Annotated in this window: 22 protein-coding genes; 3 read left to right on the top strand and 19 right to left on the bottom strand. The window is 69.4% G+C overall.

Annotation, left to right across the window (positions count from 1 at the left end; genetic code table 11):
• The first annotated feature begins 102 nt into the window (after nt 1-102).
• Both ACEL92_RS18290 and ACEL92_RS18285 read left to right on the top strand, forming a co-directional pair.
• Complete coding sequence (locus ACEL92_RS18290; RefSeq protein ID WP_374022116.1) at nt 103-663, top strand: alpha/beta hydrolase; 561 nt, start codon at nt 103-105, stop codon at nt 661-663.
• 170 nt (nt 664-833) lie between these two features.
• Nucleotides 834-1,577 (top strand): gamma-glutamyl-gamma-aminobutyrate hydrolase family protein, encoded by a 744-nt coding sequence (locus ACEL92_RS18285; RefSeq protein WP_374022115.1) that lies wholly within the window; start codon nt 834-836, stop codon nt 1,575-1,577.
• On the opposite strand, the gene ACEL92_RS18280 is transcribed toward ACEL92_RS18285, so the two are convergent.
• The 4 genes from ACEL92_RS18280 to ACEL92_RS18265 all read right to left on the bottom strand — a co-directional run bounded on the left by ACEL92_RS18280 (nt 1,574) and on the right by ACEL92_RS18265 (nt 5,390).
• Nucleotides 1,574-2,464, bottom strand: a complete 891-nt coding sequence (locus tag ACEL92_RS18280) for a PPE family protein (RefSeq protein WP_374022114.1) — start codon at nt 2,462-2,464, stop codon at nt 1,574-1,576. The two genes, ACEL92_RS18285 and ACEL92_RS18280, sit on opposite strands and share 4 nt — an antisense overlap.
• A gap of 133 nt (nt 2,465-2,597) precedes the next feature.
• Nucleotides 2,598-3,047, bottom strand: coding sequence for a hypothetical protein (locus ACEL92_RS18275; protein WP_374022113.1), 450 nt, complete (start codon nt 3,045-3,047; stop codon nt 2,598-2,600).
• A 59-nt stretch (nt 3,048-3,106) separates the two neighbouring features.
• Entirely contained in the window at nt 3,107-3,469 is a 363-nt protein-coding gene (locus tag ACEL92_RS18270) for a PPE domain-containing protein (RefSeq protein WP_374022112.1), read from the bottom strand.
• 781 nt (nt 3,470-4,250) lie between these two features.
• Nucleotides 4,251-5,390 (bottom strand): alkaline phosphatase family protein, encoded by a 1,140-nt coding sequence (locus tag ACEL92_RS18265; protein ID WP_374022111.1) that lies wholly within the window; start codon nt 5,388-5,390, stop codon nt 4,251-4,253.
• 117 nt (nt 5,391-5,507) lie between these two features.
• On the opposite strand from ACEL92_RS18265, the gene ACEL92_RS18260 reads away from it, so the two are divergent.
• The gene (locus tag ACEL92_RS18260; RefSeq protein ID WP_374022110.1) at nt 5,508-6,593 is read left to right on the top strand and encodes an IS630 family transposase; all 1,086 of its coding nucleotides are present in this window, start codon (nt 5,508-5,510) and stop codon (nt 6,591-6,593) included.
• On the opposite strand, the gene ACEL92_RS18255 is transcribed toward ACEL92_RS18260, so the two are convergent.
• The 15 genes from ACEL92_RS18255 to ACEL92_RS18185 are packed head-to-tail and all read right to left on the bottom strand — an operon-like array spanning nt 6,590 to nt 19,845.
• Nucleotides 6,590-7,339, bottom strand: coding sequence for a DUF6390 family protein (locus tag ACEL92_RS18255; protein ID WP_374022109.1), 750 nt, complete (start codon nt 7,337-7,339; stop codon nt 6,590-6,592). The two genes, ACEL92_RS18260 and ACEL92_RS18255, sit on opposite strands and share 4 nt — an antisense overlap.
• Entirely contained in the window at nt 7,336-8,466 is a 1,131-nt protein-coding gene (gene hypD / locus ACEL92_RS18250; protein ID WP_374022108.1) for a hydrogenase formation protein HypD, read from the bottom strand. The genes ACEL92_RS18255 and hypD overlap by 4 nt, the downstream gene beginning before the upstream one ends.
• 13 nt (nt 8,467-8,479) lie before the next feature.
• Entirely contained in the window at nt 8,480-8,752 is a 273-nt protein-coding gene (locus tag ACEL92_RS18245) for a HypC/HybG/HupF family hydrogenase formation chaperone (RefSeq protein ID WP_374022107.1), read from the bottom strand.
• Between the two features lie 39 nt (nt 8,753-8,791).
• The gene (gene hypE / locus ACEL92_RS18240; RefSeq protein WP_374022106.1) at nt 8,792-9,904 is read right to left on the bottom strand and encodes a hydrogenase expression/formation protein HypE; all 1,113 of its coding nucleotides are present in this window, start codon (nt 9,902-9,904) and stop codon (nt 8,792-8,794) included.
• Nucleotides 9,901-10,578: an SIS domain-containing protein gene (locus ACEL92_RS18235; protein WP_374022105.1), complete on the bottom strand. Its 678-nt coding sequence runs from the start codon at nt 10,576-10,578 to the stop codon at nt 9,901-9,903. Before ACEL92_RS18235 ends, hypE begins: the two co-directional genes overlap by 4 nt.
• Nucleotides 10,575-11,291 carry a HypC/HybG/HupF family hydrogenase formation chaperone gene (locus tag ACEL92_RS18230; protein ID WP_374022104.1) on the bottom strand — a complete coding sequence of 239 codons (717 nt, stop codon included), beginning with the start codon at nt 11,289-11,291 and terminating at the stop codon, nt 10,575-10,577. The genes ACEL92_RS18235 and ACEL92_RS18230 overlap by 4 nt, the downstream gene beginning before the upstream one ends.
• A gap of 3 nt (nt 11,292-11,294) precedes the next feature.
• Nucleotides 11,295-13,628, bottom strand: a complete 2,334-nt coding sequence (gene hypF / locus ACEL92_RS18225; RefSeq protein WP_374022103.1) for a carbamoyltransferase HypF — start codon at nt 13,626-13,628, stop codon at nt 11,295-11,297.
• A 1-nt stretch (nt 13,629) separates the two neighbouring features.
• On the bottom strand, nt 13,630-13,896 hold the full coding sequence (locus tag ACEL92_RS18220; RefSeq protein WP_374022102.1) for a HypC/HybG/HupF family hydrogenase formation chaperone: 267 nt from the start codon (nt 13,894-13,896) through the stop codon (nt 13,630-13,632).
• 3 nt (nt 13,897-13,899) lie between these two features.
• Nucleotides 13,900-14,397 (bottom strand): hydrogenase maturation protease, encoded by a 498-nt coding sequence (locus ACEL92_RS18215; protein ID WP_374022101.1) that lies wholly within the window; start codon nt 14,395-14,397, stop codon nt 13,900-13,902.
• 11 nt (nt 14,398-14,408) lie between these two features.
• Nucleotides 14,409-14,528, bottom strand: a complete 120-nt coding sequence (locus ACEL92_RS18210; RefSeq protein WP_374022100.1) for a hypothetical protein — start codon at nt 14,526-14,528, stop codon at nt 14,409-14,411.
• Nucleotides 14,529-14,547: 19 nt separating this feature from the next.
• Nucleotides 14,548-15,867 carry a hypothetical protein gene (locus ACEL92_RS18205; protein WP_374022099.1) on the bottom strand — a complete coding sequence of 440 codons (1,320 nt, stop codon included), beginning with the start codon at nt 15,865-15,867 and terminating at the stop codon, nt 14,548-14,550.
• Nucleotides 15,864-16,505 carry a DUF6084 family protein gene (locus ACEL92_RS18200; protein ID WP_374022098.1) on the bottom strand — a complete coding sequence of 214 codons (642 nt, stop codon included), beginning with the start codon at nt 16,503-16,505 and terminating at the stop codon, nt 15,864-15,866. Before ACEL92_RS18200 ends, ACEL92_RS18205 begins: the two co-directional genes overlap by 4 nt.
• Entirely contained in the window at nt 16,502-17,140 is a 639-nt protein-coding gene (locus ACEL92_RS18195; RefSeq protein ID WP_374022097.1) for a DUF5947 family protein, read from the bottom strand. Before ACEL92_RS18195 ends, ACEL92_RS18200 begins: the two co-directional genes overlap by 4 nt.
• Nucleotides 17,137-18,045: a NifU family protein gene (locus ACEL92_RS18190; protein ID WP_374022096.1), complete on the bottom strand. Its 909-nt coding sequence runs from the start codon at nt 18,043-18,045 to the stop codon at nt 17,137-17,139. The genes ACEL92_RS18195 and ACEL92_RS18190 overlap by 4 nt, the downstream gene beginning before the upstream one ends.
• The gene (locus tag ACEL92_RS18185; protein WP_374022095.1) at nt 18,046-19,845 is read right to left on the bottom strand and encodes a nickel-dependent hydrogenase large subunit; all 1,800 of its coding nucleotides are present in this window, start codon (nt 19,843-19,845) and stop codon (nt 18,046-18,048) included.
• Between the last annotated feature and the right edge of the window lie 34 nt (nt 19,846-19,879).

Raw genomic sequence — 19,879 nt, 5'->3', positions numbered from 1 at the left:
CACGCACGACCATCGATTTTACGGCGAGGCAGAACACGTTGGGCCCGCTCGGAATTGGACAAATCCTCGCGCGCGCAGGCCGATCCGCTGTAGCGTGCGTTAATGCCCTCAATGATGACCACGCTCGACGGGTTCCCCGTCCCGGTAGCGGTGGCCGGTCCCGAGCAGGGCGTCGTGGTGGTCATCCTGGGGGACGAGGAACGCGTTCCCGCCGCTTACGACGCGGTATGCGAGCGTCTGCACACGGCATCGCTTCGGACCGTCGTCGTCGGCCTCGATCCGCGCCTGACCCCAAAGTCGGTGATCGGCATCCTCGACGCGCTGGGAATCGGCTGGGCCGTGGTGGTGGGCGACCGCGCCGGCGGCGACCTGGCCTGGGAATTGGCGGCGACGAAGCTGGGCCGGTTCGTCGGCCTGGTCGTGATCGACCGTGGGCACCCCCGGGCCGCCGACCGCGACGGCGTGGTCCGCGACGACCACTGCCCGCCGGTGGAGATCGGTACCACCGTGCTCGTCAGCTCCCCGGCGGCGCGCGCGGTGGCCCGCGCCAGCCAGCAGTACGTCTACGCGGAATACCGCGTGGTGCACCTGGGGAGGCGCACGGTGCAGGAGTCGACGGCACAGTTGGCCGCCGAGATCGTGTTGCGCACCAGCACCTGGTAAGCGGCGCCGGCGCGCCGAATCCCCACTCGCGCAAGCGCTTTGCCGGCCGCTCCGCGCGCTGTTGAGCGCGGGCGGCACCGATCGGCCCGGGGCGGTACCGTGTCGAACGGAGCCGGGAGCGCCTGCGCTGAGCGGTCGCCCGGCACGGGCTCGGGAAAGGATGCGCGGTTGTGAACGCCCCTGGGCGCCCGGTGGTGGGCCTGACGTCATACCTGGAGCGGGTCCGGACCGGGATCTGGGACATGCCCGCGGGCTATCTGCCGGCCGACTACTTCCAGGGGGTCGTCATGGCCGGCGGGGCCGCGGTCCTGCTGCCACCCCAACCGGCGGAGCCGCAGACGGTCGACTCGGTCCTGGACGGCCTGCACGCGCTGGTCATCACCGGTGGCTACGACCTGGACCCCGCCGCGTATGGCCAACACCCCCATCGGAGCACCGATCGGCCGCGTGTGGACCGCGACGCCTGGGAGTTCGCGTTGTTGCGCGGCGCGCTGGGCCGGGGTTTGCCGGTGCTGGGTATCTGTCGCGGCGCGCAGGTGCTCAACGTGGCGCTTGGCGGCACCCTGCACCAGCACCTGCCCGACGTTCTCGGCCACGACGGGCACCGCGCCGGGAACGGGGTGTTCACCAAATTGCCGGTGCGCACGGTTGCGGGCAGCCGGCTGGCTGCCCTGGTGGGGGAATCCACCACCGCGCAGTGCTACCACCATCAGGCGATCGACCAGGTTGGCGAGGGCCTCGTGGTCAGCGCCTGGGACTCCGACGGAGTGGTCGAGGCGCTGGAGCTGCCCGGGGACCGCTTTGTCCTTGCGGTGCAATGGCATCCGGAACAGTCCCTGGACGACATGCGCCTTTTCACCGCGATCGTGGACGCCGCACGCTCGTATGCTGCGCGCGCGACTGAGCGTGGCTAGGCGACCGTTCCCGGGCAGACCGCCAGCGGCGCCGCGGCGGCCGCCCACGCCCGGGGTACCGACAACGCCCCGACCGACGTTGCGCGGCCGGCCGCCACGGCGATCGTCGCGTCGAAGCCCGCGCGCCGATTGGGCAGCAGGCATTGCAGGGCCGCCGCCTTGTTGAGCGAATTCAGGTGGGCGATCGCCACACCGGACGGCGCCGTCAGAGAGCTCAGTTTCGACAGTGGGCAGGTCGCCGACGCGAGGTGCACATCTAACGTGGCCAGCGGAGACGAGGCCAGCGCCCGCAACGCGCCGGGGGCTGCGGAGATCAACTGCTTGCCGGCGGCCACGACCTCCGGCGCCGAGTCCAGCACCCACGTGCCGCGGGCCGCGTCGCCGGGCGGCAAGGTGAACGGGGCGATGGTCGCGGCGGCCGCCGACGCTTCGGCGTAGGCGTACATGGCCGCGGCGCCCTGGGCCCACATCCGTTCGTACTCGACCTCGGTGTCCGCGATCGCGGGACCGGCCAGGCCCAGGGGGTTGGCCAGGATCAGCGACCTGCGCAGCAGGCGGTTGGCGGCGATCGCCGGCGGCGGCACCGTCGCCGCCAGTGCCGTCTCGTGCGCACTTGCCGCCGCGGCGGCCTGCGTGGCCGCCTGCTCGGCCCGCATCGCCGTGGCGCTGAGCCAGTCGACATAGGCTGCCGCGCCTTCCGGTACCGGCGCGGGGCCCTCCCAGCCGGCCACCAGCTTCGCGGTCACCGCCCGGTAATCCGCGACCGCGGTGTGCAGCCGAGTGGCCAGCCGGGCCCACGCGGCCGCGGCTTCGGTCATCGACCCGGAGCCGAGGCCGTCATGGAGTTGGCCGGAAACGATTTCGGGTGCGAGGGTGGTGAAATTCATAGCTATCTGCCTAACGACGGCGCTCTGAGCCCACCGAACATGGACTCTTCTGTTGGGACGTAGGCGCGGGGGTTACAGGCCTACTTGCAACTGCGGCAGTGCAACGACGGCGGTTGCAGCGGTCGTCGAGCCGTCAGCGACGAGCGACGCAGAGTTGCGCCAACAGATCCCGGTCGGGCGGCACCGCCCCGGGCGCTCGCGACGGGGGGCGGGGGAGTCGGAACGCGGCGGCCGTGAACGAAGGCGGTAACGGCGATCCCAGCGACGGTGGTGACGAGCGCGCCCAAGTCGGCGGGCGATCCCGCGTCATCCACGCGTTCTTGACGGTGCCGTGATGCGTCGGCGCCGAATCGGACGAAAAGTGTTGGGCCGCAGTGCTGATATCGCGCGTGTGCGCACGTGCAGGGTCGACACCGGCGTGCGCGGCTTCCTGGGACACGGCTTGCTGCGGCGGCCCGAGGCCGGCCACGGCGGTCCCGCGCGACGCCCAGCCCGCGGTCATCGCGCAGAACACGGACAGCGCCGCGACGATCGCGATGGCCGACCGCCATCGCCGATCTTTAGGGGCGCCTCCGACTGTCACAGTGGCCCGAATTTACAACACGAGGCTTGGGCGCCACGGCGTGCGAGCTGTGAAAACGATCAAAGTCCGGTGTGGGTTTCACGATCGCCCGGCCTGTGTGCCGCCGGACTGAAATTGGCCGCGGTCAACGCCCACTCGTACGCCTCGGCGGCTGCGGCGGCGCGGGCGGCGGTTTGCTCGGCTAACTCGGCGGTGGTGCGCAGCCAGGTTACGTAGGGCGCCGTCGTGGCGCCCATTTGCACCGCCGTGGGGCCACGCAACCCGTCCAGCAGCCCCGCGGTGATGAGGTACCTGGTCGCGGTCTCGCGGAGCCGATCGGCCAGCTGCTGCCAGGCGGCCGCGGCGGCCACCAGTGATCCGGCGCCGACGCCAGAAAACGTTAGCGCGGTCTCGATTTCGGGGGGTAGCGTCCCGTAATCCATGTCTATCTACCCCTCGGGCGGGTCGCTCGCCGGCCGGGGCGTGCGATGAGGTTCGCTGCAAACATGACTTCCTTGCTTTGGGTAGCGCCCGACCTTCATCATCGGTGCTCCAGGTAATCCGCGCATGCCGAGCGGCTCGGGCCCTCGGCTAATGCGATCGGGTTCTCGCCGGCGCGCAGTGCCCGGGCGAAATGGCTCGTGGGTCTGGGCGCCGCTCAGCGGCGGGACGCGCAGAGCAAGGTCAGAAGATGTTGAGCTGCATTGACGGTCGAAGGTGCGCGCGGCGAGCATGCCTCGATGGGCCGGTGCGCTCCCGTGTCCGACGCGAACGACAACGTCCAGGCCCATCGCGGGACGGACAGCCAAAAGGTCGTCGGCCGGTCGCGCTTCAGCCCCGCGCTCCTGAAGGCCCTGTCGTTGTTCACGGTGGAGCCGAAGTCCGGGTGGGTCCGCGGTGCCGAGATATCCCCGGATTGCGCCGCCCCGCTGGCGGCGGCCGAGACCGAGAGGTGCTGGGGTGGGCCGGCCTGGGTGCTGGCCTGCAACGCCCAGAACCCGAAGGCGGCGGCGAAGAGGGATATTGCGGCAATTACGGCCACGGCCGACTGGCGTCGTGTCCATTGTGAAGCTCTGCCTGCACCGCGGAAAGTCACAGTGCTTGCCACCGTAACAGCGTGGCTGTGCGGCCGACCGGCTGGGCCGCTTCGAAATTGCTTAAAGATAGCGCACATTCGGCTGTGAGCGCCTCGCCGCCAGGCGGCGGCGGGCGGGTTGGCCGCGACTAATGTTCGGCAGCAGGGGATTTGAAAGCGATGAGGGGAATGGCCATCTCGGCGGGTGTCGCCGCGCCGTGAAAGCCTATGAGGTGGGCCGATTCCGGCGGCTCGTGCCCGGTTGCCAGCACGGCGGCATCGCCGGTGCAGACGGCGACGACATCACCGATTCGCGGCAGGTGCGCCGGGTTGACCGGCCCGAACATCCCGGTGGCCACGGCCTGCTCGCGGCTGTAGATGCGGGCACGGCCGTCGAGTACTTCGCTCCAGGCGGCCCGGACATCCGCCGCGGCGCCGGGCTCGGTGTGCAGGTAACGCACCCGCGGCTCGCCCGCGACCACCCGGATCCCCGCGCCCAGCCGCGGGTCGGTGTCGAGGTCGACGCGCGCGCCGGGTGGAACGTTGATCCCGCCGTGATCGGCGGTCACCAGCAGCGCCGCGGTCGGGGGCAGCGCCTCGACCAACCGGGTCAGCAGCGTGCCGACGTGCGCGGCCGCGTCGTGCCATTGGGGCGACCCGACGCCGAATGCATGGGCCGCGGTGTCCAGGGCCGCCGTATAGCCGTAGACCAGTCCAGGCCCCGCACGCAGCTCCTCGCCGATCCGCTGCGCGGTGTCGTCCGTCGGCTGGGTAGGGCGGAATTCGGCGCCCCGGTACGCCGCGTCGGTCAGCCCGCTATGCATGAACGCGGCCGGCAACACGGCCCGCGCGCTGACGCCCGCCTCGTTGAGCCGTCCGAACCAGGTCGGTAGCGGCTGCCACTCGGCGTGCGGTGGGTCATCACGCCAGACGATGTGGCTGATCACCCGGTCCGAGCCGGGAACGTTGAGCGTGAAGCCCAGGATCCCGTGCTCACCCGGCCGCGCTCCGGTTCCCATCGACACCAGGCTGGTCGGCGTGGTCGACGGAAAGGTGCACGCGAGCTCCGTGAGGCGTCCCACCTGGCCCGTCGCTACGGCGGCGAGCAGCGGCGCGCTGCCGGCGAGCTCGCCGAGCAGGTGCCACCCCAGGCCGTCGACCAGCACGACGGCGACGCGATCGATCTGATCGGCGCCGACCCACTCGGTCAGGCCCAGCTTGTCGACGGCGCCCGGCGCGCCGAGGAGCGCACCGGCGGCGGGCAGCACATCGCACAGGGAACCGGGCACCGGGCCAGTCTGGCACGGGCCGACCCCAATGGCGGCGACCCTGGGGGCACGGCCGCGCTGGCGATCACCGTCTAGTGTCCTGAGTCGTTAATTCGACCGCTCTTGTTAGTATGGGTGATGCCGTCGCCGCATGCTGCCACGATCGTGTTGACCGACGATGAACGTATTGAGTTGGAAGGCTGGGTTCGGCGACGGAACAGTGCTGCCGGGTTGGCTCTGCGTGCCCGAATCGTGCTGGCGTGCGCTGATGGCGGCAGTAATGTCGAGGTCGCCGAACGGCTCGAACTCGACCGGGGCACGATTCGTAAGTGGCGCAACCGGTTCGCCGAGAAGCGCTGCGACGGATTGCTCGATGAACCGAGACCGGGCCGGCCTCGTGTGGTCGGCGATGAGCAGATCGAAGCGTTGATCACCGCAACGCTAGAGACGGCACCCACGGATGCCACGCACTGGTCGACGCGGTCGATGGCCGACCATCTAGGACTATCCCAGTCGATGGTGTCGCGGGTCTGGCGGGCGTTCGGTTTGGCACCGCACAAACAGGATTCGTGGAAGTTGTCCAAGGACCCGTTGTTCGTGGCCAAGGTTCGCGACATCGTCGGTCTCTACCTGGATCCCCCCGAGCGGGCCATCGTGCTGTGCGTCGATGACAAGACCCAGATCCAGGCGCTCAACCGCACCGCGCCGGTGTTTCCGATGCTGCCCGGCACTCCGACACGCGCCACCCATGATTACGTCCGCCACGGCACTTCGAGCCTGTACGCCGCGCTCGATCTGGCTACCGGCAAGGTGATCGGATCACTGCACTCGCGTCACCGGTCCCAGGAGTTCCTGGCGTTCTTGAAAAAGATCGACACCGAGGTCCCCGCCGATCTGGACTGCCACGTCGTGCTCGACAACGCCTCCACGCACAAGACCCCGGCGGTCCAGCGCTGGCTGATCAATCACCCCCGATTCATCTTGCATTTCACCCCCACCAGCTCGTCATGGCTCAACCTCGTTGAACGCTGGTTCGCCGAACTGACCACCAAGAAGCTACGCCGCGGCACCCACACTTCGGTACGACAACTCAACGCCGACATCCGCGCCTGGATCGACACCTGGAATGACAATCCACGCCCCTACGTGTGGACCAAGACCGCAGACCAAATCCTCGAATCCGTCGCTAACTACTGCCGACGAATTAACGACTCAGGACACTAGACGCTCGCCAGCCGCCGGCTCGTCACGCGCACCTGTCGATCGGTCGCGTCGGCCAGCGCTCGAATCTGCCGCGGGGACAGCCGGCCGCACAGCCGCCCCCAGTGCAATGCGACCTGGTCGCCGGGGGCCACGTCGGGCACCGCGCTGTATCCGTCCGTCCACACCTGGAAGAGGCCGGACGAGGGTTCTGACAGCGCCAGCGCCGCGCCGTCGAACGCCAGCGTCGCCCGCAGCACCTCGATCCGGCCGCCTTCGCGGGAAACCACCGTGCCCCAGGTGATGCGGCAGTTGTCCAGCACTTTGAGCGGATGCTCATCCATGCCCCGGCCCAAAAACCGCGTCCACGGGTACACGCCGAACACGTGGAAGCTGTGGTTGGCTGCGGCCTCGCGGACCAGGTCCGGTGTCAGGTGTGACCAGTAGCGGCCTGCCTGCGGGCCGATGATCGCGAGCAACGCGTCGAAGAAGCTTTGCGGGTCCAGGTCGGCTCCGACGCCGCCGCCCAGCCAATACGACTCGACGAGCCGGTAGTCGAGCGGGTCGGCGATCCCGGTCAGCTCGGACAGCACCCGCAGGTAGGGCCATGCCCCGGAGAACTTGGTCGCCGCCCGGCGCACCTCGTCCTCCGATCCGTGGCGCAAGGTGGCTCCCAGCGGGGGGCCGCAATAGCCCAGCGCGTTGGGGGCGTGGGCGTAGCGGGCGAACATCTCCACGCCGCGGTGCGAGCCGTTGGTGTCACCGGTCAAGCGCGCCCCACCAGCTTGACGGCGTCACGGTGCATCCGGCCGAAGTTGTAGTAGGCCGCGCAGGCCCCCTCGGGGGACACCATGCAGGTGCCGATCGGCGTCTCCGGGGTGCAAGCGGTCCCGAAAACCTTGCATTCCCAAGGCTTCAGCACGCCCTTGAGCACCTCGCCGCACTGGCAAGCCTTGGGGTCGGCGACCCGCACGCCCGGCATCGAGAATCGCAACTCGGCATCGAATCCCGCGAAGTCGTCGTGCAGCCGCAGCGCGCTTTGGGAGATGAAGCCCAGCCCGCGCCATTCGAAGTGGGGACGCAGCGCGAAAACCTTGCCCATCAACGCCAAAGCGGCCGGGTTGCCGCGTTCGGGCACCACACGCGTGTACTGGTTCTCCACCTCGCAGCGGCCCTCGCGGATCTGGGTCAGCAGCATCGCGACCGCGGCCAGGATGTCCAGCGGCTCGAAGCCGGCCACCACCAACGGCTTCCGGTACACCTCGGGCACGAACCGGTAGGGGCGGTTGCCCACCACCGTCGACACGTGGCCGGGGCCGATGAACCCCGACAGCCGCAGGTCCGGCGACTCCAGGATGGCCTTGATCGGCGGGACGATCATCACGTGGTTGCAGAACACGCTGAAATTCGTCAGCCGCAGGTCACGCGCCCGCACCAGCGTCACGGCCGTCGACGGCGCAGTGGTCTCGAACCCGATGGCGAAGAACACCACGTGCTTGCCGGGATTGTCGAGGGCGATCTTCAGCGCGTCCAGCGGCGAGTAGACGAACCGCACGTCGGCGCCGCGCGCCTTGGCGTCCAGCAGGCTGCCGTTCGAGCCGGGGACGCGCATCATGTCGCCGAAGCACGTGAAGATCACGTCGGGCTGGCCGGCCAGCCACATCGCGTCGTCGATGCGGCCCATCGGGATCACGCAGACCGGACACCCGGGACCGTGCACCAGTTCGACGTTCTCGGGCAGCAGGTGTTCGATGCCGTGCCGGTAGATCGTGTGCGTGTGGCCGCCGCACACCTCCATGAACTTGAACTGCTCGCCGTCGGTGCCGGCCAAGCGCGCGATGGCGCCCAGCAACTTTCGCGCCGCGGCCGGATCACGGAACTCGTCAACGAATTTCATTGTGCGCCTTCCCTTAAACGATCGACGACGAGTCGAAGGCTTGGATCTCGGTGTCGTAGGCGTCGCCGAGTTTCTGGACAGCGGCCAGGGTGAGCAGTGCCTCGGTCTCGTCGATCTTGGCCATCGCGAACCCGACGTGGACCAGGACCCATTCGTCGGGCTCGGGCATGTCGTCCTCTAACAGCCGGACGCTGATGGTGCGCTGCACGCCGCTGACGTCGACCTTCGCCAAATAGTTGGCGGGATCGGTGATCTCGACGATCCGGCCCGGAATTCCAAGGCACATGTCCGGCCTCCCTTCCTTTCCTGTGGCGACGCGTTCGCCCTAACAGATCCGCGGCAGGGGATCACCGACGAGCATGTCGACGATTCGCGTGCCGCCGAATCCGGTTCGCAGCACCACGCTTTCGGCTGGTTCGGCGACGATTTCGCCGACCTCGGCCGCACCGGCGCCCAGCGGGTGCGACCGCAGCGCGGCCAGCCCGGCCTCCGCCTCCTCCGGCGCGACGACGGCGACGAACTTGCCCTCGTTGGCGACGTAGAGCGGGTCGATGCCGAGCAGCTCGCAGGCGCCGTTCACCGTGGGCGCCACTGGGAGGCGTTCCTCTTCGAGCAGCACGCCGAGGCCGCAGGCCTGGGCTAGTTCGTTGCAGACGGTGCCCACCCCGCCCCTGGTCGCGTCGCGCATCCATCGGGTCGACGGCGCGGCCGCCAGCAACAGCTCCACCAGGGGGCTGACCGATGCGGTGTCGGACGAGATGTCGGCTTCGATGGCCAGGTCGCCGCGTGCCAGCATGACCGCCATGCCGTGGTCGCCCATCGACCCTGACAGCAGCAGCTTGTCGCCGGGCCGCACCGCCGCCGCCGACAGCGCGCGTCCCGCCGGAATGATGCCGGCGCCGGCGGTGGTGATGAACACGCCGTCGGCGGCGCCCCTGGGCACCACCTTGGTGTCGCCGGTGACGACCAGCACGCCCGCCGCGGCGGCCGACTCCGCCATGTCGGCGACGATCTCCTTCAATTCCCTGATGGGGAAACCCTCTTCGAGCACGAACGCCGCCGAGATCCACGACGGCACGGCGCCGGCCATCGCGAGGTCGTTGCAGGTGCCGTGCACGGCGAGCGCGCCCAGCGAGCCGCCGGGAAAGCGTCTGGGCTGCACCACGAACGAGTCCGTGGACATGGCCAGGCGCTCGCCTCCGGGCAGCGTCAGGATCGCGCTGTCTGAAAGCGACTCCAGCAGCGGGTTGCGGAACGCTTCCACGAACACCGCGTCCACCAGCGCCGCTGAGGCCTTGCCGCCCGCGCCGTGCGCCAGGGTCACGTGGTCGTCGAGCAAGCGGGGGCGGCGCCTGCGGAACGATTCGATCCGCTCGATCACCTGACCCTCGGCGAAGCGTGGCCCCGACGAGAGATATTCACTTGCCTGCTTTTTCATGCCGCCCCCAGACCCTGCTCGCCGCGGAGATGTTGATGCACGCTCAGCCACAGCTGGTAGCCCAGCAGCGCTTGCGATTCCTGGATGCGGTGCACGCTCTGCGAACGAACGACGAAGCAGGCGTCCACATTCGGGTTGTTCGCGAACGCGCCCCCGTCGTAGCCGGCGAACCCGATGGTGTACAGGCCGCGTTGACGCGCCTCGGCCAGCGCGGCAAGCAGGTTGGGTGAGCCGCCGCTGGTGGACATCGCGATGGCGATGTCACCGGCGGTTGCGCGGGCGATCAACTGCCGGGCGAATACCAACTCGAATCCGACGTCGTTGCCCAGCGCGGTCAGGATCGCCTGATCGGTGGTGAGCGGCCACGCGGGCAGCGGCTTGCCGGCCGGCGGCCGGGCGAACAGCCTTGCCAGCGTGCTGGAATCGGTGCAGCTGCCGCCGTTACCGAAGGTAAACATGCGCCCGCCCGCCATGAAACGGCGCGCCAGCTCGGCGGCGGCCTGGTCGAGCAGTGCGGCGTTGGCCTCCAGCGTCGAGCGCCGCAGCGCCAGGCTCTCGGCCGCCTTGGCCTGCGCCGACGCGGCCAGGTCGGCCAGCAGCGAGGCGGGATCGTCCTCCTGGGCGTCGATGAAGGGGTACAGGAAGTTGGTCGGCTCGTCGGCGTCGCGGCTCATCGGTCCTCCTCGTCCAGCCTGCCGATCGCCATGCCGGCGTGCACCAGCATCAGGTCCCCGGCGGCAACCGGTTCGATCAGCGTGGTCACCACGGTCTCTACGCCTCGGGCGGTGCGCACGACGGCGTGACCGTCGGCCGACGCCGTCACCGCCTCGCCGGGGCGTCCCTCGTCGCTGCAGGTGACGCAAACCGGCTCGGGGCGTTCGGGTTTAAGTAGGCCGGGGTGCTCGAAACACACGTGGGTCAGTTCCCACAGCAGGTGGTAGAACAGCACGAAGCCACCGGTCGCGGGAACCCGCGGATCGGGGTCGTCGAGCCACAGCACGTGGTCGGCCATCCCCGCGGCGGGTCGTTCGCCGCTGCCGATCCAGATCGTGGTGGCCCCCCACGCCGGGGCGCGCCGCATCACCGAGCGGACCTGCGGCTCCTCGGCGCCGGAGACCGCGACCACGATGTCGCCGGGGCGCACCGAGACCCGCACCAGGTCCACCAGGTCGGGTCCGGTCAGCGCCACCGCGGGCAGCGCCCGCTTGCCCATGACCACCGGGTGCACGAATTCGACCGCGATGTGCAGGGCGTGCGGTTCCCATGACGGCGCGATGGACCACATGGTGGCGCCGGCGGAGAAGCGCTTGGCGAGTGTGAAGGCGGTGGCGGCGAGGTCGTCGGCCAATCCGGCGCCGAGCCCGCGATCGATCGCCGTGGTGGTCATTGCTCAGTCCTCCTCCTGCGCGTTCAGCAGGGCGATCGCGGCCTGACCCAGGGCGAGTCCGCCGTCGTTCGGCGGAACGGTGTGGTGGGTCAGCACTTCGAATCCGGCCAGCTGCAACCGTTGTCGACATGCCTTCAGCAACAACACGTTCTGGAACACCCCGCCGGTGAGACCCACCAGGCGGGTGGCGCCGGCCACCTGACCGACCACCGTGGCGACGGCGACCGCGACGGCCTGGTGGAACGCCGCGGCCAGCGGCGCGGGCCGCGCGCCGGCCCGCAGCGCCGACACCAGAGCCTGCACCATGGGTGCGGGGTCGATCACCCCGTCGGCGCGCACCACGAGCGGCAGCGACGGCCCGGCGCGCCCCTGCGCCGATTCCGCCAGCGCCTCCAGCTCGATGGCCGCCTGGCCTTCGTAGTCGATGCGGTGCCGCACGCCGAGCAGGGAGGCGACCGCGTCGAAGAGGCGACCCACGCTCGAGCAGGGCACGCATCCGGTCCCCGAATCCAATTGCGAACGCGTGACGCGTAATTCGTCCCGGGTGGCGGCGGCGACGGGCGCCAGGTCGGGGGCCCAGTCGACGCCGGCGAACCACAACTGGGACAGCGCCATCCGCCACGGGTTGCGCACCGCGGCGTCACCGCCGGGCAGCGGCACTCCCAACAGGTGGCCGGCCCGGACGAATCGGTGGCTGTCGGTGCCGAGCCGCAGAATCTCGCCGCCCCAGATGGTCTGGTCGCATCCGTAACCGGTGCCGTCGAACGAGACGCCGATGACGGGTTCGCCGAGGCGCCCGTGCTCGGCCAGCAGGGAGACCACGTGCGCGTGGTGGTGCTGGACGAGGTGCAGCGGTCTGGCGTCGGCGCGGCGCTCCGCCCAGCTGCGGGTGTGGTACCCGGGATGCAGGTCGGCGGCCAACCGCGCCGGCTCGCCGCGTATTTCGCTGAGCTGGCTCACCGCCCGCTCGAACGCGCGCAGCGTCTCCCACGTGCCCATGTCGCCGATGTGCCCGGACAGGTACGCCCGCGGGCCGTCGGTGAGGCAGAACGTGTTCTTCAATTCCCCGCCGACGGCCAGCACCGGCGGCCCCGGGATGTTCAAGTCGACCGGCAACGGCGCATAGCCACGGGAGCGGCGGATCGGCAGTTCGTGACCGTCGACCACGCGGACCACCGAGTCGTCGCACGGCACGTGGATCGGGCGGTCGTGGTCCAATACCGCATCGCAGAGCACCGGAAGGCGCTGGGCGGCATCGTCATCGGTGAAGGAGATGGGTTCGTCGGAGCGGTTGGCGCTGGTGAGCACCAGCGCCTCGGGCACCGGCGCGGCGATGCCCGGTACGGGCGTCAGGAGCAGGTGATGGAGGGGGGAGTACGGCAGCATCAGGCCCAGCAGTGGGCTGCCGGGGGCGACCACGCCGGCCACCGGGGCGTCCGGCCGGCGCTTGAGCAACACGATCGGGCGGGCGGGGCCGAGCAGCGCCGCCGCTTCGGTGTCGTCGAGGTAGGCGTAGCGGCGCGCGACGTCGAGGTCGCGGACCAGCATGGCAAACGGCTTGGCGCCGCGCGCCTTTCGCGCCCGCAGCGCGGTGACGGCGGTGTCGTCTGCGGCGCCGCAGGCTAGGTGGTAGCCGCCGACACCCTTGATGGCCACCACGTCGCTCGCGGCCAGTGCGCGTTGGGTGGCCGCCAGCGCGGCGTCCACCCCGTCGACGCGGCCGGACACCGACGAAAACCACAGGGACGGGCCGCAATCGGGGCAGGCGATGGGCTGCGCGTGGAACCGGCGATCCGCCGGGTCGTGGTATTCGGCGGCGCAGCGCGCACACATGGCGAACCCCGCCATGGTGGTGGACGGGCGGTCGTAGGGCAACCCGCGGATGATGGTGAAGCGCGGCCCGCAGTTGGTGCAGGTGACGAATGGGTGGCGGTAGCGCCGGTCGCGCGGGTCGAACAGCTCGGCGACGCAGTCGTCGCACACCGAGATGTCGGGCGGAATCGGCGTCGTTCCGCCGGGCGCGGCGCGGCTGGTCACTATCCGGAATTCGCGTCCGCAGCCGGCGTCGGTGGCGAGCTCGTGAACCGTCACGTCGCTGATTCGGGCCAGCGGCGGCGCCTCCGCGCTCAGGCGCCGGCCGAATTCGGCCAGGCGTGAGCGTTGACCCTGCACCTCGAGGAAGACGGCGCCGGAATCGTTGCCGACGAAACCGGACAACCCGAGTTCGGTCGCGATGCGGTGGACGAAAGGCCGGAAGCCAACCCCCTGCACGACACCGGTCACGGTGAAGCGCTGCCGAATGTCGTCGTGCCGCAGCAGCAGGGGGGACCGGGTCATCTCAGCCGCCCTCCGGTAGGTCGAACGGATGCGTGCGGCCCCTGCCCATCAGCTCGAGGCCGGCCATCGCCTGCTCGGCGCCCTCGCGGTCCGTCTTCTCGACGGCGAAACCCATGTGGATGATGATCCAGTCGCCGGGGGCGAACGTCTCGTCCGGCAGCATTCCGACGTTGACCTTGCGCTGCTCGCCGGTGACGTCGACCAGCGCGAGCTGGCCCTCGTAACCGTCCAGCATCCGGATCACTTGGCCGGGGATCCCTAAACACATGGCTCAGCGGCCCTCTCGGCTGGTTGCCACCGACTGCGACTGCAGCGCCGCGACGATCTCCTCGACGGCGCGCGCGGCGCGCGGAACCGCCCTGGCCACGGGTTCGGTCAGCCCGATGCCCTCCTCGACGCTGCCGGCCTCGCACCCGACGACGACCGTGTAGGGCGGATTGCCGCCCAGCGCCCGCAGGCTGGCGAACACCGCGGCCGGATCCATGCTGTGGCCGTCGAAACCGACTGTGGCCGAACCTGATTCATGGTCGGCCTGAAACACGTGCAACGTGCCGGGCTGGCCGCGGCTGGGCACGGCATCGACGAGGACCAGCGTGTCCCAGTCCTCGAGCAGGTCGTAGGCCAGGTGCATGCCGCTGATGCCGTAATCGGTGACGCGGACATTCGAATCGTCCCGGGAGATCTCGGCGGTGCGGATCACTTCGGATCCGAACCCGTCGTCGCCCAGGAATATGTTGCCGATACCGGCTACCAGGATGCGCGCTGTCATTCTGGAGCCGGTTACATCCGCCTGAGCTTGAGGTAGCGGCGAGCGTCGGGCAGGGACACCACCCCCAGCGCCAATCCGATCGCGAGCACCAAAGCGATGATCGCGACGAATATCCAACCCAGGATTTCCATCTGAAACTCCTTTCAAGAGTTAGCCGGGCTGCGTTGAGCTTCCGAGAGGCTCGATTTCGTCGGGGGAGAAGTACAGGTATCGGCCGTACCAGTCGTGCAGGTCGGCCGCCGGATCATCTTCGACGACGACGCCGACGTGCTTGCTACCCTCGACGTCTTCGTGCACCGAGGTGACGCGGGCAGTCTTGCCCGCGACGAAGATGTCCTGCACATCGGCGTTTCGTCTGGGCCGCAACCGGACCTGGCTGCCGCGTGCTATCCGGATGCCGTTCACCAGCACCGCATCGATTTCCGGACGAACCGCATTGTCCGCCAACGGGTCCCACCAGTCGACCCCGTCGGGAACCTCCGGGACCAGACCCGCGATCGCGTGCGGGTCGCGCAACACGCCGTGCAGGCGCGCCATGGCCTCGGGGGACATGGCGTCGCACTGGTCGATGATCCGCGCCGCCCGCGGATCGGTGGCCCGCGCCTGCGCCTTCTCCTCGTCCGTCATCGTCATCACGCGCAGGGTGAGGATCTCGTCGATCTCCGTGCAGTCGTACAGCGCGGTATCGCTCTGTTCGGCGACCTCCGGGTGGTCGTAGAGGATGATCGGCGAGATCAGCAGCGAGTCGTGCGCGCCGGGCGGGCCGGCCAGCACCGGGAAGCAGCGGTGCTGGACGCACCGCGACGCCGCGCCGGCCGCGGCCGGCGGCGGCTCGAGCAGCGAGACGAACCGCCCGCGCCCGAGTTCGGCGATGAGGTGGGTGCCGATCATGGACCGGGCGATCGCGTCGTCCTTGTCCACCGCGGCGGTGCCGACGTTGCGGACCCGCACGGACACCCGGCACAGGTCGCCGTCCGCCTCGCTGGCGACCGTCAACACACCACGCACCTCCCGCCGTTGGCGCACCAGGCGCCCGCCGTCAAGCTTCTCGACGTCCGTGCCTGCGTCGGCCGTCACCGACAGTGTCCAGGTCCGTCCGTCCAAGGCGACAGGGCCGAAGGACCCTTCGCGCTCGACCGCCTCGTCCCAGGTGAGCCACGAGCCATCCGGGGTTGTCAGCTCGCCGACGGGTTCGTATTCGCCGTGGGCGCCTTCCCGCTCGGCCCGTCGGTGTTGCAGTTGCAGGAACCGCACCACCAGGTTCAGCTCCCGGGCCCCGTCGACGAGGAACTGCGCCGCCAGGCTGTCGTCCTCGCCCAGGCCCGCGTCCGCGGCCCCGGGGGGCCCCAGGACGCCGAATTGCCAGCGGGATTGGTTCTTGGTCGACGTCCCGCGGTAGGGGTAGAGCAGGTAGCCCTCGTAGAGGACCGCGTCGGCGACGGCGCGGGCCCGGTCCCGATCCTCGGTCACCGCGCCGTCTCCCGGTCCGCGTCCAACAGTGCGGCGATCGCGTGGTCGAGGTCGAGCAGGCCGTGCGCCGACTTGTAGGCGGCCAGCGCGCTGATGGTTTCGTGACTCAGCCGCAACCAGCCGGCGTTCGGATAGTGCTGGGCCATCAGCTGCCGCCAGACCGGGACCGGCATGTCGTAGCGGTATTCGCAGTCCCACGGCACCTGCTGGACGGAGAAGCCGCGCTCGGATTTGACGAAAACCGTTCCGCTGAAGAGGAACTGGAGCGGCAGCGCGCCATCGCGCAGGGCGTGCAGATATTTCGCGGCGGCGACCTCGAAGTCGTAGGTGCAGTCCAGGGGCAGCGCCGCAGTCGTGGCGCCGCTGAACCCCGGCACCATCGCGGTGCAGTGCTGCCACAGGAAGGTGCGTTGCGTGCTCGCCCAGCGTTCGCGCGGGCCGAACAAATCGGTCAGCCCGGCGGCTTCGTCGTCGGAATAGGACCGCCGCAGCGGCTCGATGCGCACCTGGCAACGCAGGGCGATCGCGTGCACCGGGTCGTCGCCTCCGGTGGTAACCGCGATGCGGGCGGTCAGCACCGGGCTGACGGTGTACGGTTCGGGCGCCACGTCGAGGACCGTGAAGTCGATGTCCATCATGGCGTTGTCCCAGAAGGTGTTTGGACTGCGCGGGCCTGAAGGTGGGAGAAGAAGCCATCGATGAACGCGCGCGCCTCCTGGCCGCCGTCGAACCCACGCCACAGCACGCGCAGCCGGCCGACGAATTCGTAACAGGCGTCGATGGGGACCAGATAGGTCTGCGGCGGACCGATCTCGGGGACCCGGACCAACAGCGCCTCCACGTCGTCGGCCAGCAGTCCCGCCCGCGCGTCGGAACCGCTCAGCGTGTCCCAAACATTCAGCGCGAGTTCGGATTCGCACGCACCGGCCGGGCCGGGATAGAAGGCGACGGTCCGCCCGAGGGCGGAGTTGGTGAAGAAGAACGCCACCCCCACCGGGATCTGCAGTGCCTCCCACGCGCGGCGGTCCAGCGCGAACTGCGGGAAGGACAGATACCGGTCGGGCACCGCGCGGTAGCGCAGTTCGGCCTGGGTGTCGGTGAACAGCAGATAGCAGGCCCGGCACACGCACATGAGCTGCCGGTCGGCCACGTTGACCACGTGCTGGTGCTCGTCGGCGATCGATTCCGAACACATTTCGCACCGCTCGCCGGCCGGTTGCGGGACCGGGCGGTTGCTGCGGATGCGGGCCAGGACATCGTAGGGGGTGGTCATGCCGGTGCGCCCATCACGTGCACCGGTTCGCGCGCCGGCAACGCCACCGACAGCACGCCGTCGCGGGTCAAGAGGGGGAGCGGGTCCAGGTGCGCGCCGTTCACCCCGGCCCCGGCATGTACGGCGTCGAAGTCAGTCTGGCAGCGGGGGCAGCGCAGTTGCGGACCATGCAGTTTCGCGCCGGCCAGGGTGGCGTCGCACACCGGGCAATGGTCCCGGTAGGCGAACGTCTGGTCGCCGACCCGGCACGCCAGCACGGTGGTTGCGTCGACGCGATAGCCCGCCACCTCCCCGGGCGCCAGCTCGGCCAGCTCGGGCGCCGGGTGCCAGCTGCCGGATGCGTTGGAATGCACACGCGCCAACAGTGATTCGGCCGGGATGACGGGTGCGGGTTTCGCATCGGCCGTCACCACCTCGATCGAGGAGATCTCGGGGGCCGCGGCGCGCACGGCGTCCTCCACGGCCAACTCCAGCGTCACCGCCGACGAGGGACAGCTCTTGCAGCTGCCTGCGAACGCCAACCGCACGGTGTCACCGTCGACTTCGATGAGATCGACGTCCCCGCCGTGCGAGCCCAGATACGGCCGCACCCGGTCCAGCGCGTCGGACACCCGGCGGTGCACGTCGTGCGGGTGCAGGCCGTGCACAAGGAGCAGGCTGGCCACCAGGTCGTCGGTGGCCAGCCGCTCGGCTATGCCCGGGTCCCCGGCCCGCCCCAGGCACTGCATGATCCGTTGCAGCCCGGCCCCGTAGAGGCCGACCACCTCGCGGACCAGCTCAGTCGCGCGCTCCTGCGCGGCCGGCCCACTGGCCGCGCAGGCATCCAGGAGGGTCTGGATCCGATCGCCCGCTGTGCGCCACCGCGCCTCGCTTTCGTCAAGGGTGTCCGGGCGATCCACCTTCACTCACTCCCCGGCGGGTGACTGTGTCGGCGTGTGCAGTCTGTCGAGGGTCTTGCCCTTGCCCAGATACATGTGCACACCGCAGGGCAGGCACGGATCGAAGCTGCGCACCGTGCGCATCACGTCGATGCCCTTGAAATTCTCCCGGCCGTTCTCCTCGAAGATCGGCTGGCCTTGCACCGCGTCCTCGTACGGGCCCGGCGTGCCGTAGCTGTCGCGGGGGTTGGCGTTCCACGGGGTGGGCGGGTACGGGTGGTAGTTGGCGATCTTGCCGTCCCGGATCACCAGGTGGTGGCTGAGCACGCCGCGGACCGCCTCGGTGAACCCGCACCCGATGGCCTCGTCGGGCACCTCGAAGCGCTCCCACGTCTTGGTGCGCCCGGCGCGGATCTCCTCGAGCGCCTTCTCGGCGAAGTACAGCCCGCAGGCGGCCGCGTAGGCCTGGAAGTAGGTGCGCGCGCGGTCGCGTTCGATCGTGTTGCTGCCGTACTTGGGGACCTTCCATTCCAACTCCACCGGGCCCTTGAGCGCGGTCTTCGGCAGGTTGATCTTGACGCTGTTTCCCGTCGCCTTGACGTAGCCGATGTCGACGAGGCCGGCCAGCGCGGTCGCCCACAGCCGGGCCAGCGGGCCGCCGCCCGTGTCGAGCGCCAGGTGGTCCTTGCCGTCGAACCAGCGCGGCGACATCACCCAGCTGTACTTGCCGCCCTCCATGTCCCGCTTCTGGGGGTGCGGGTTGGTGTGCTGATTCCACGGGTGCCGCCGGTCCACCGCATTGCCCAGCGGATCGGTCTTGACGAACATCTCCTGGTCGGTCCAGTCGTCGTAATACGAACTGCCCAACAGGATCCGGATGCCGAGGTTGATGTCGACCAGCGAGTGGGTGACCAGTTTGCCGTCGACCACCACACCCGGGGTCACGAACATCGCGTTCCCCCAACGCTCCATGTCCTTGTACGCGAAGTTGCACACCTCGGGGTCCTGGAAGGAGCCCCAGCAGCCGAGCAAGGTGCGGCGCAGACCGACATTCTCGTAACCGGGCAGTGCGGTGTAGAAGAAGTCGAACAGGTCGTCGTGCATCGGCACGACCTTCTTCATGAACTCCACATAGCGCATCAACCGCGTCATGTAGTCGGTCATCAGCTGGATGGTCGCGACGGTCCCGACTCCGCCGGGGTACAGCGTGGACGGGTGGACGTGCCGACCCTCCATGAGGCAGAACATTTCTCGCGTCCAACGGCTGACCGCCAGCGCCTCGCGGTAGAACTCGCCGGTGAACGGGTTCAGCGACCGCATGATGTCGGCGATCGTCCGGTACCCGTGCGCGCCCGCCTGCGGTGCGGGCGTCTTCTCCGCCAGGGCCAGCACGCTCGGGTTGGTCTCGGAGACCATCTTCTCGCAGAAGTCGACACCGACCAGGTTCTCCTGGAAGATGTTGTGGTCGAACATGTATTCCGCGGCCTCGCCCAGGTTGACGATCCACTCGCCGAGGTGCGGCGGCTTGGCCCCGTACGCCATGTTCTGCGCGTAGCACGAGCAGGTGGCGTGGTTGTCACCGCAGATTCCACAGATGCGGCTGGTGATGAAGTGCGCGTCGCGAGGATCCTTGCCCTTCATGAAGATCGAGTAGCCGCGGAAAATCGACGAGGTGCTGTGGCACTCGACGACCTGTCGGTTCTCGAAGTCGATCTTGGTGTAGATACCCAGGCTGCCGACGATTCTGGTGATGGGATCCCAGGCCATGTCGACGAGTTGGCCGGGTTCCCGCTTGGCGTGCATGGGTTCAGGGGTGATGGTTGCCATTGCAGTACCGCTCTCCGCCCCGAGGGCTCCAGTG

The organism is Mycobacterium hainanense (genome assembly GCF_041890355.1).
In the GTDB taxonomy this organism is placed as follows: Bacteria; Actinomycetota; Actinomycetes; order Mycobacteriales; family Mycobacteriaceae; genus Mycobacterium; species Mycobacterium hainanense.
The sequence above is the reverse complement of the archived record's forward strand: the minus strand, read 5'-3'. Positions and strand labels throughout refer to the sequence as shown.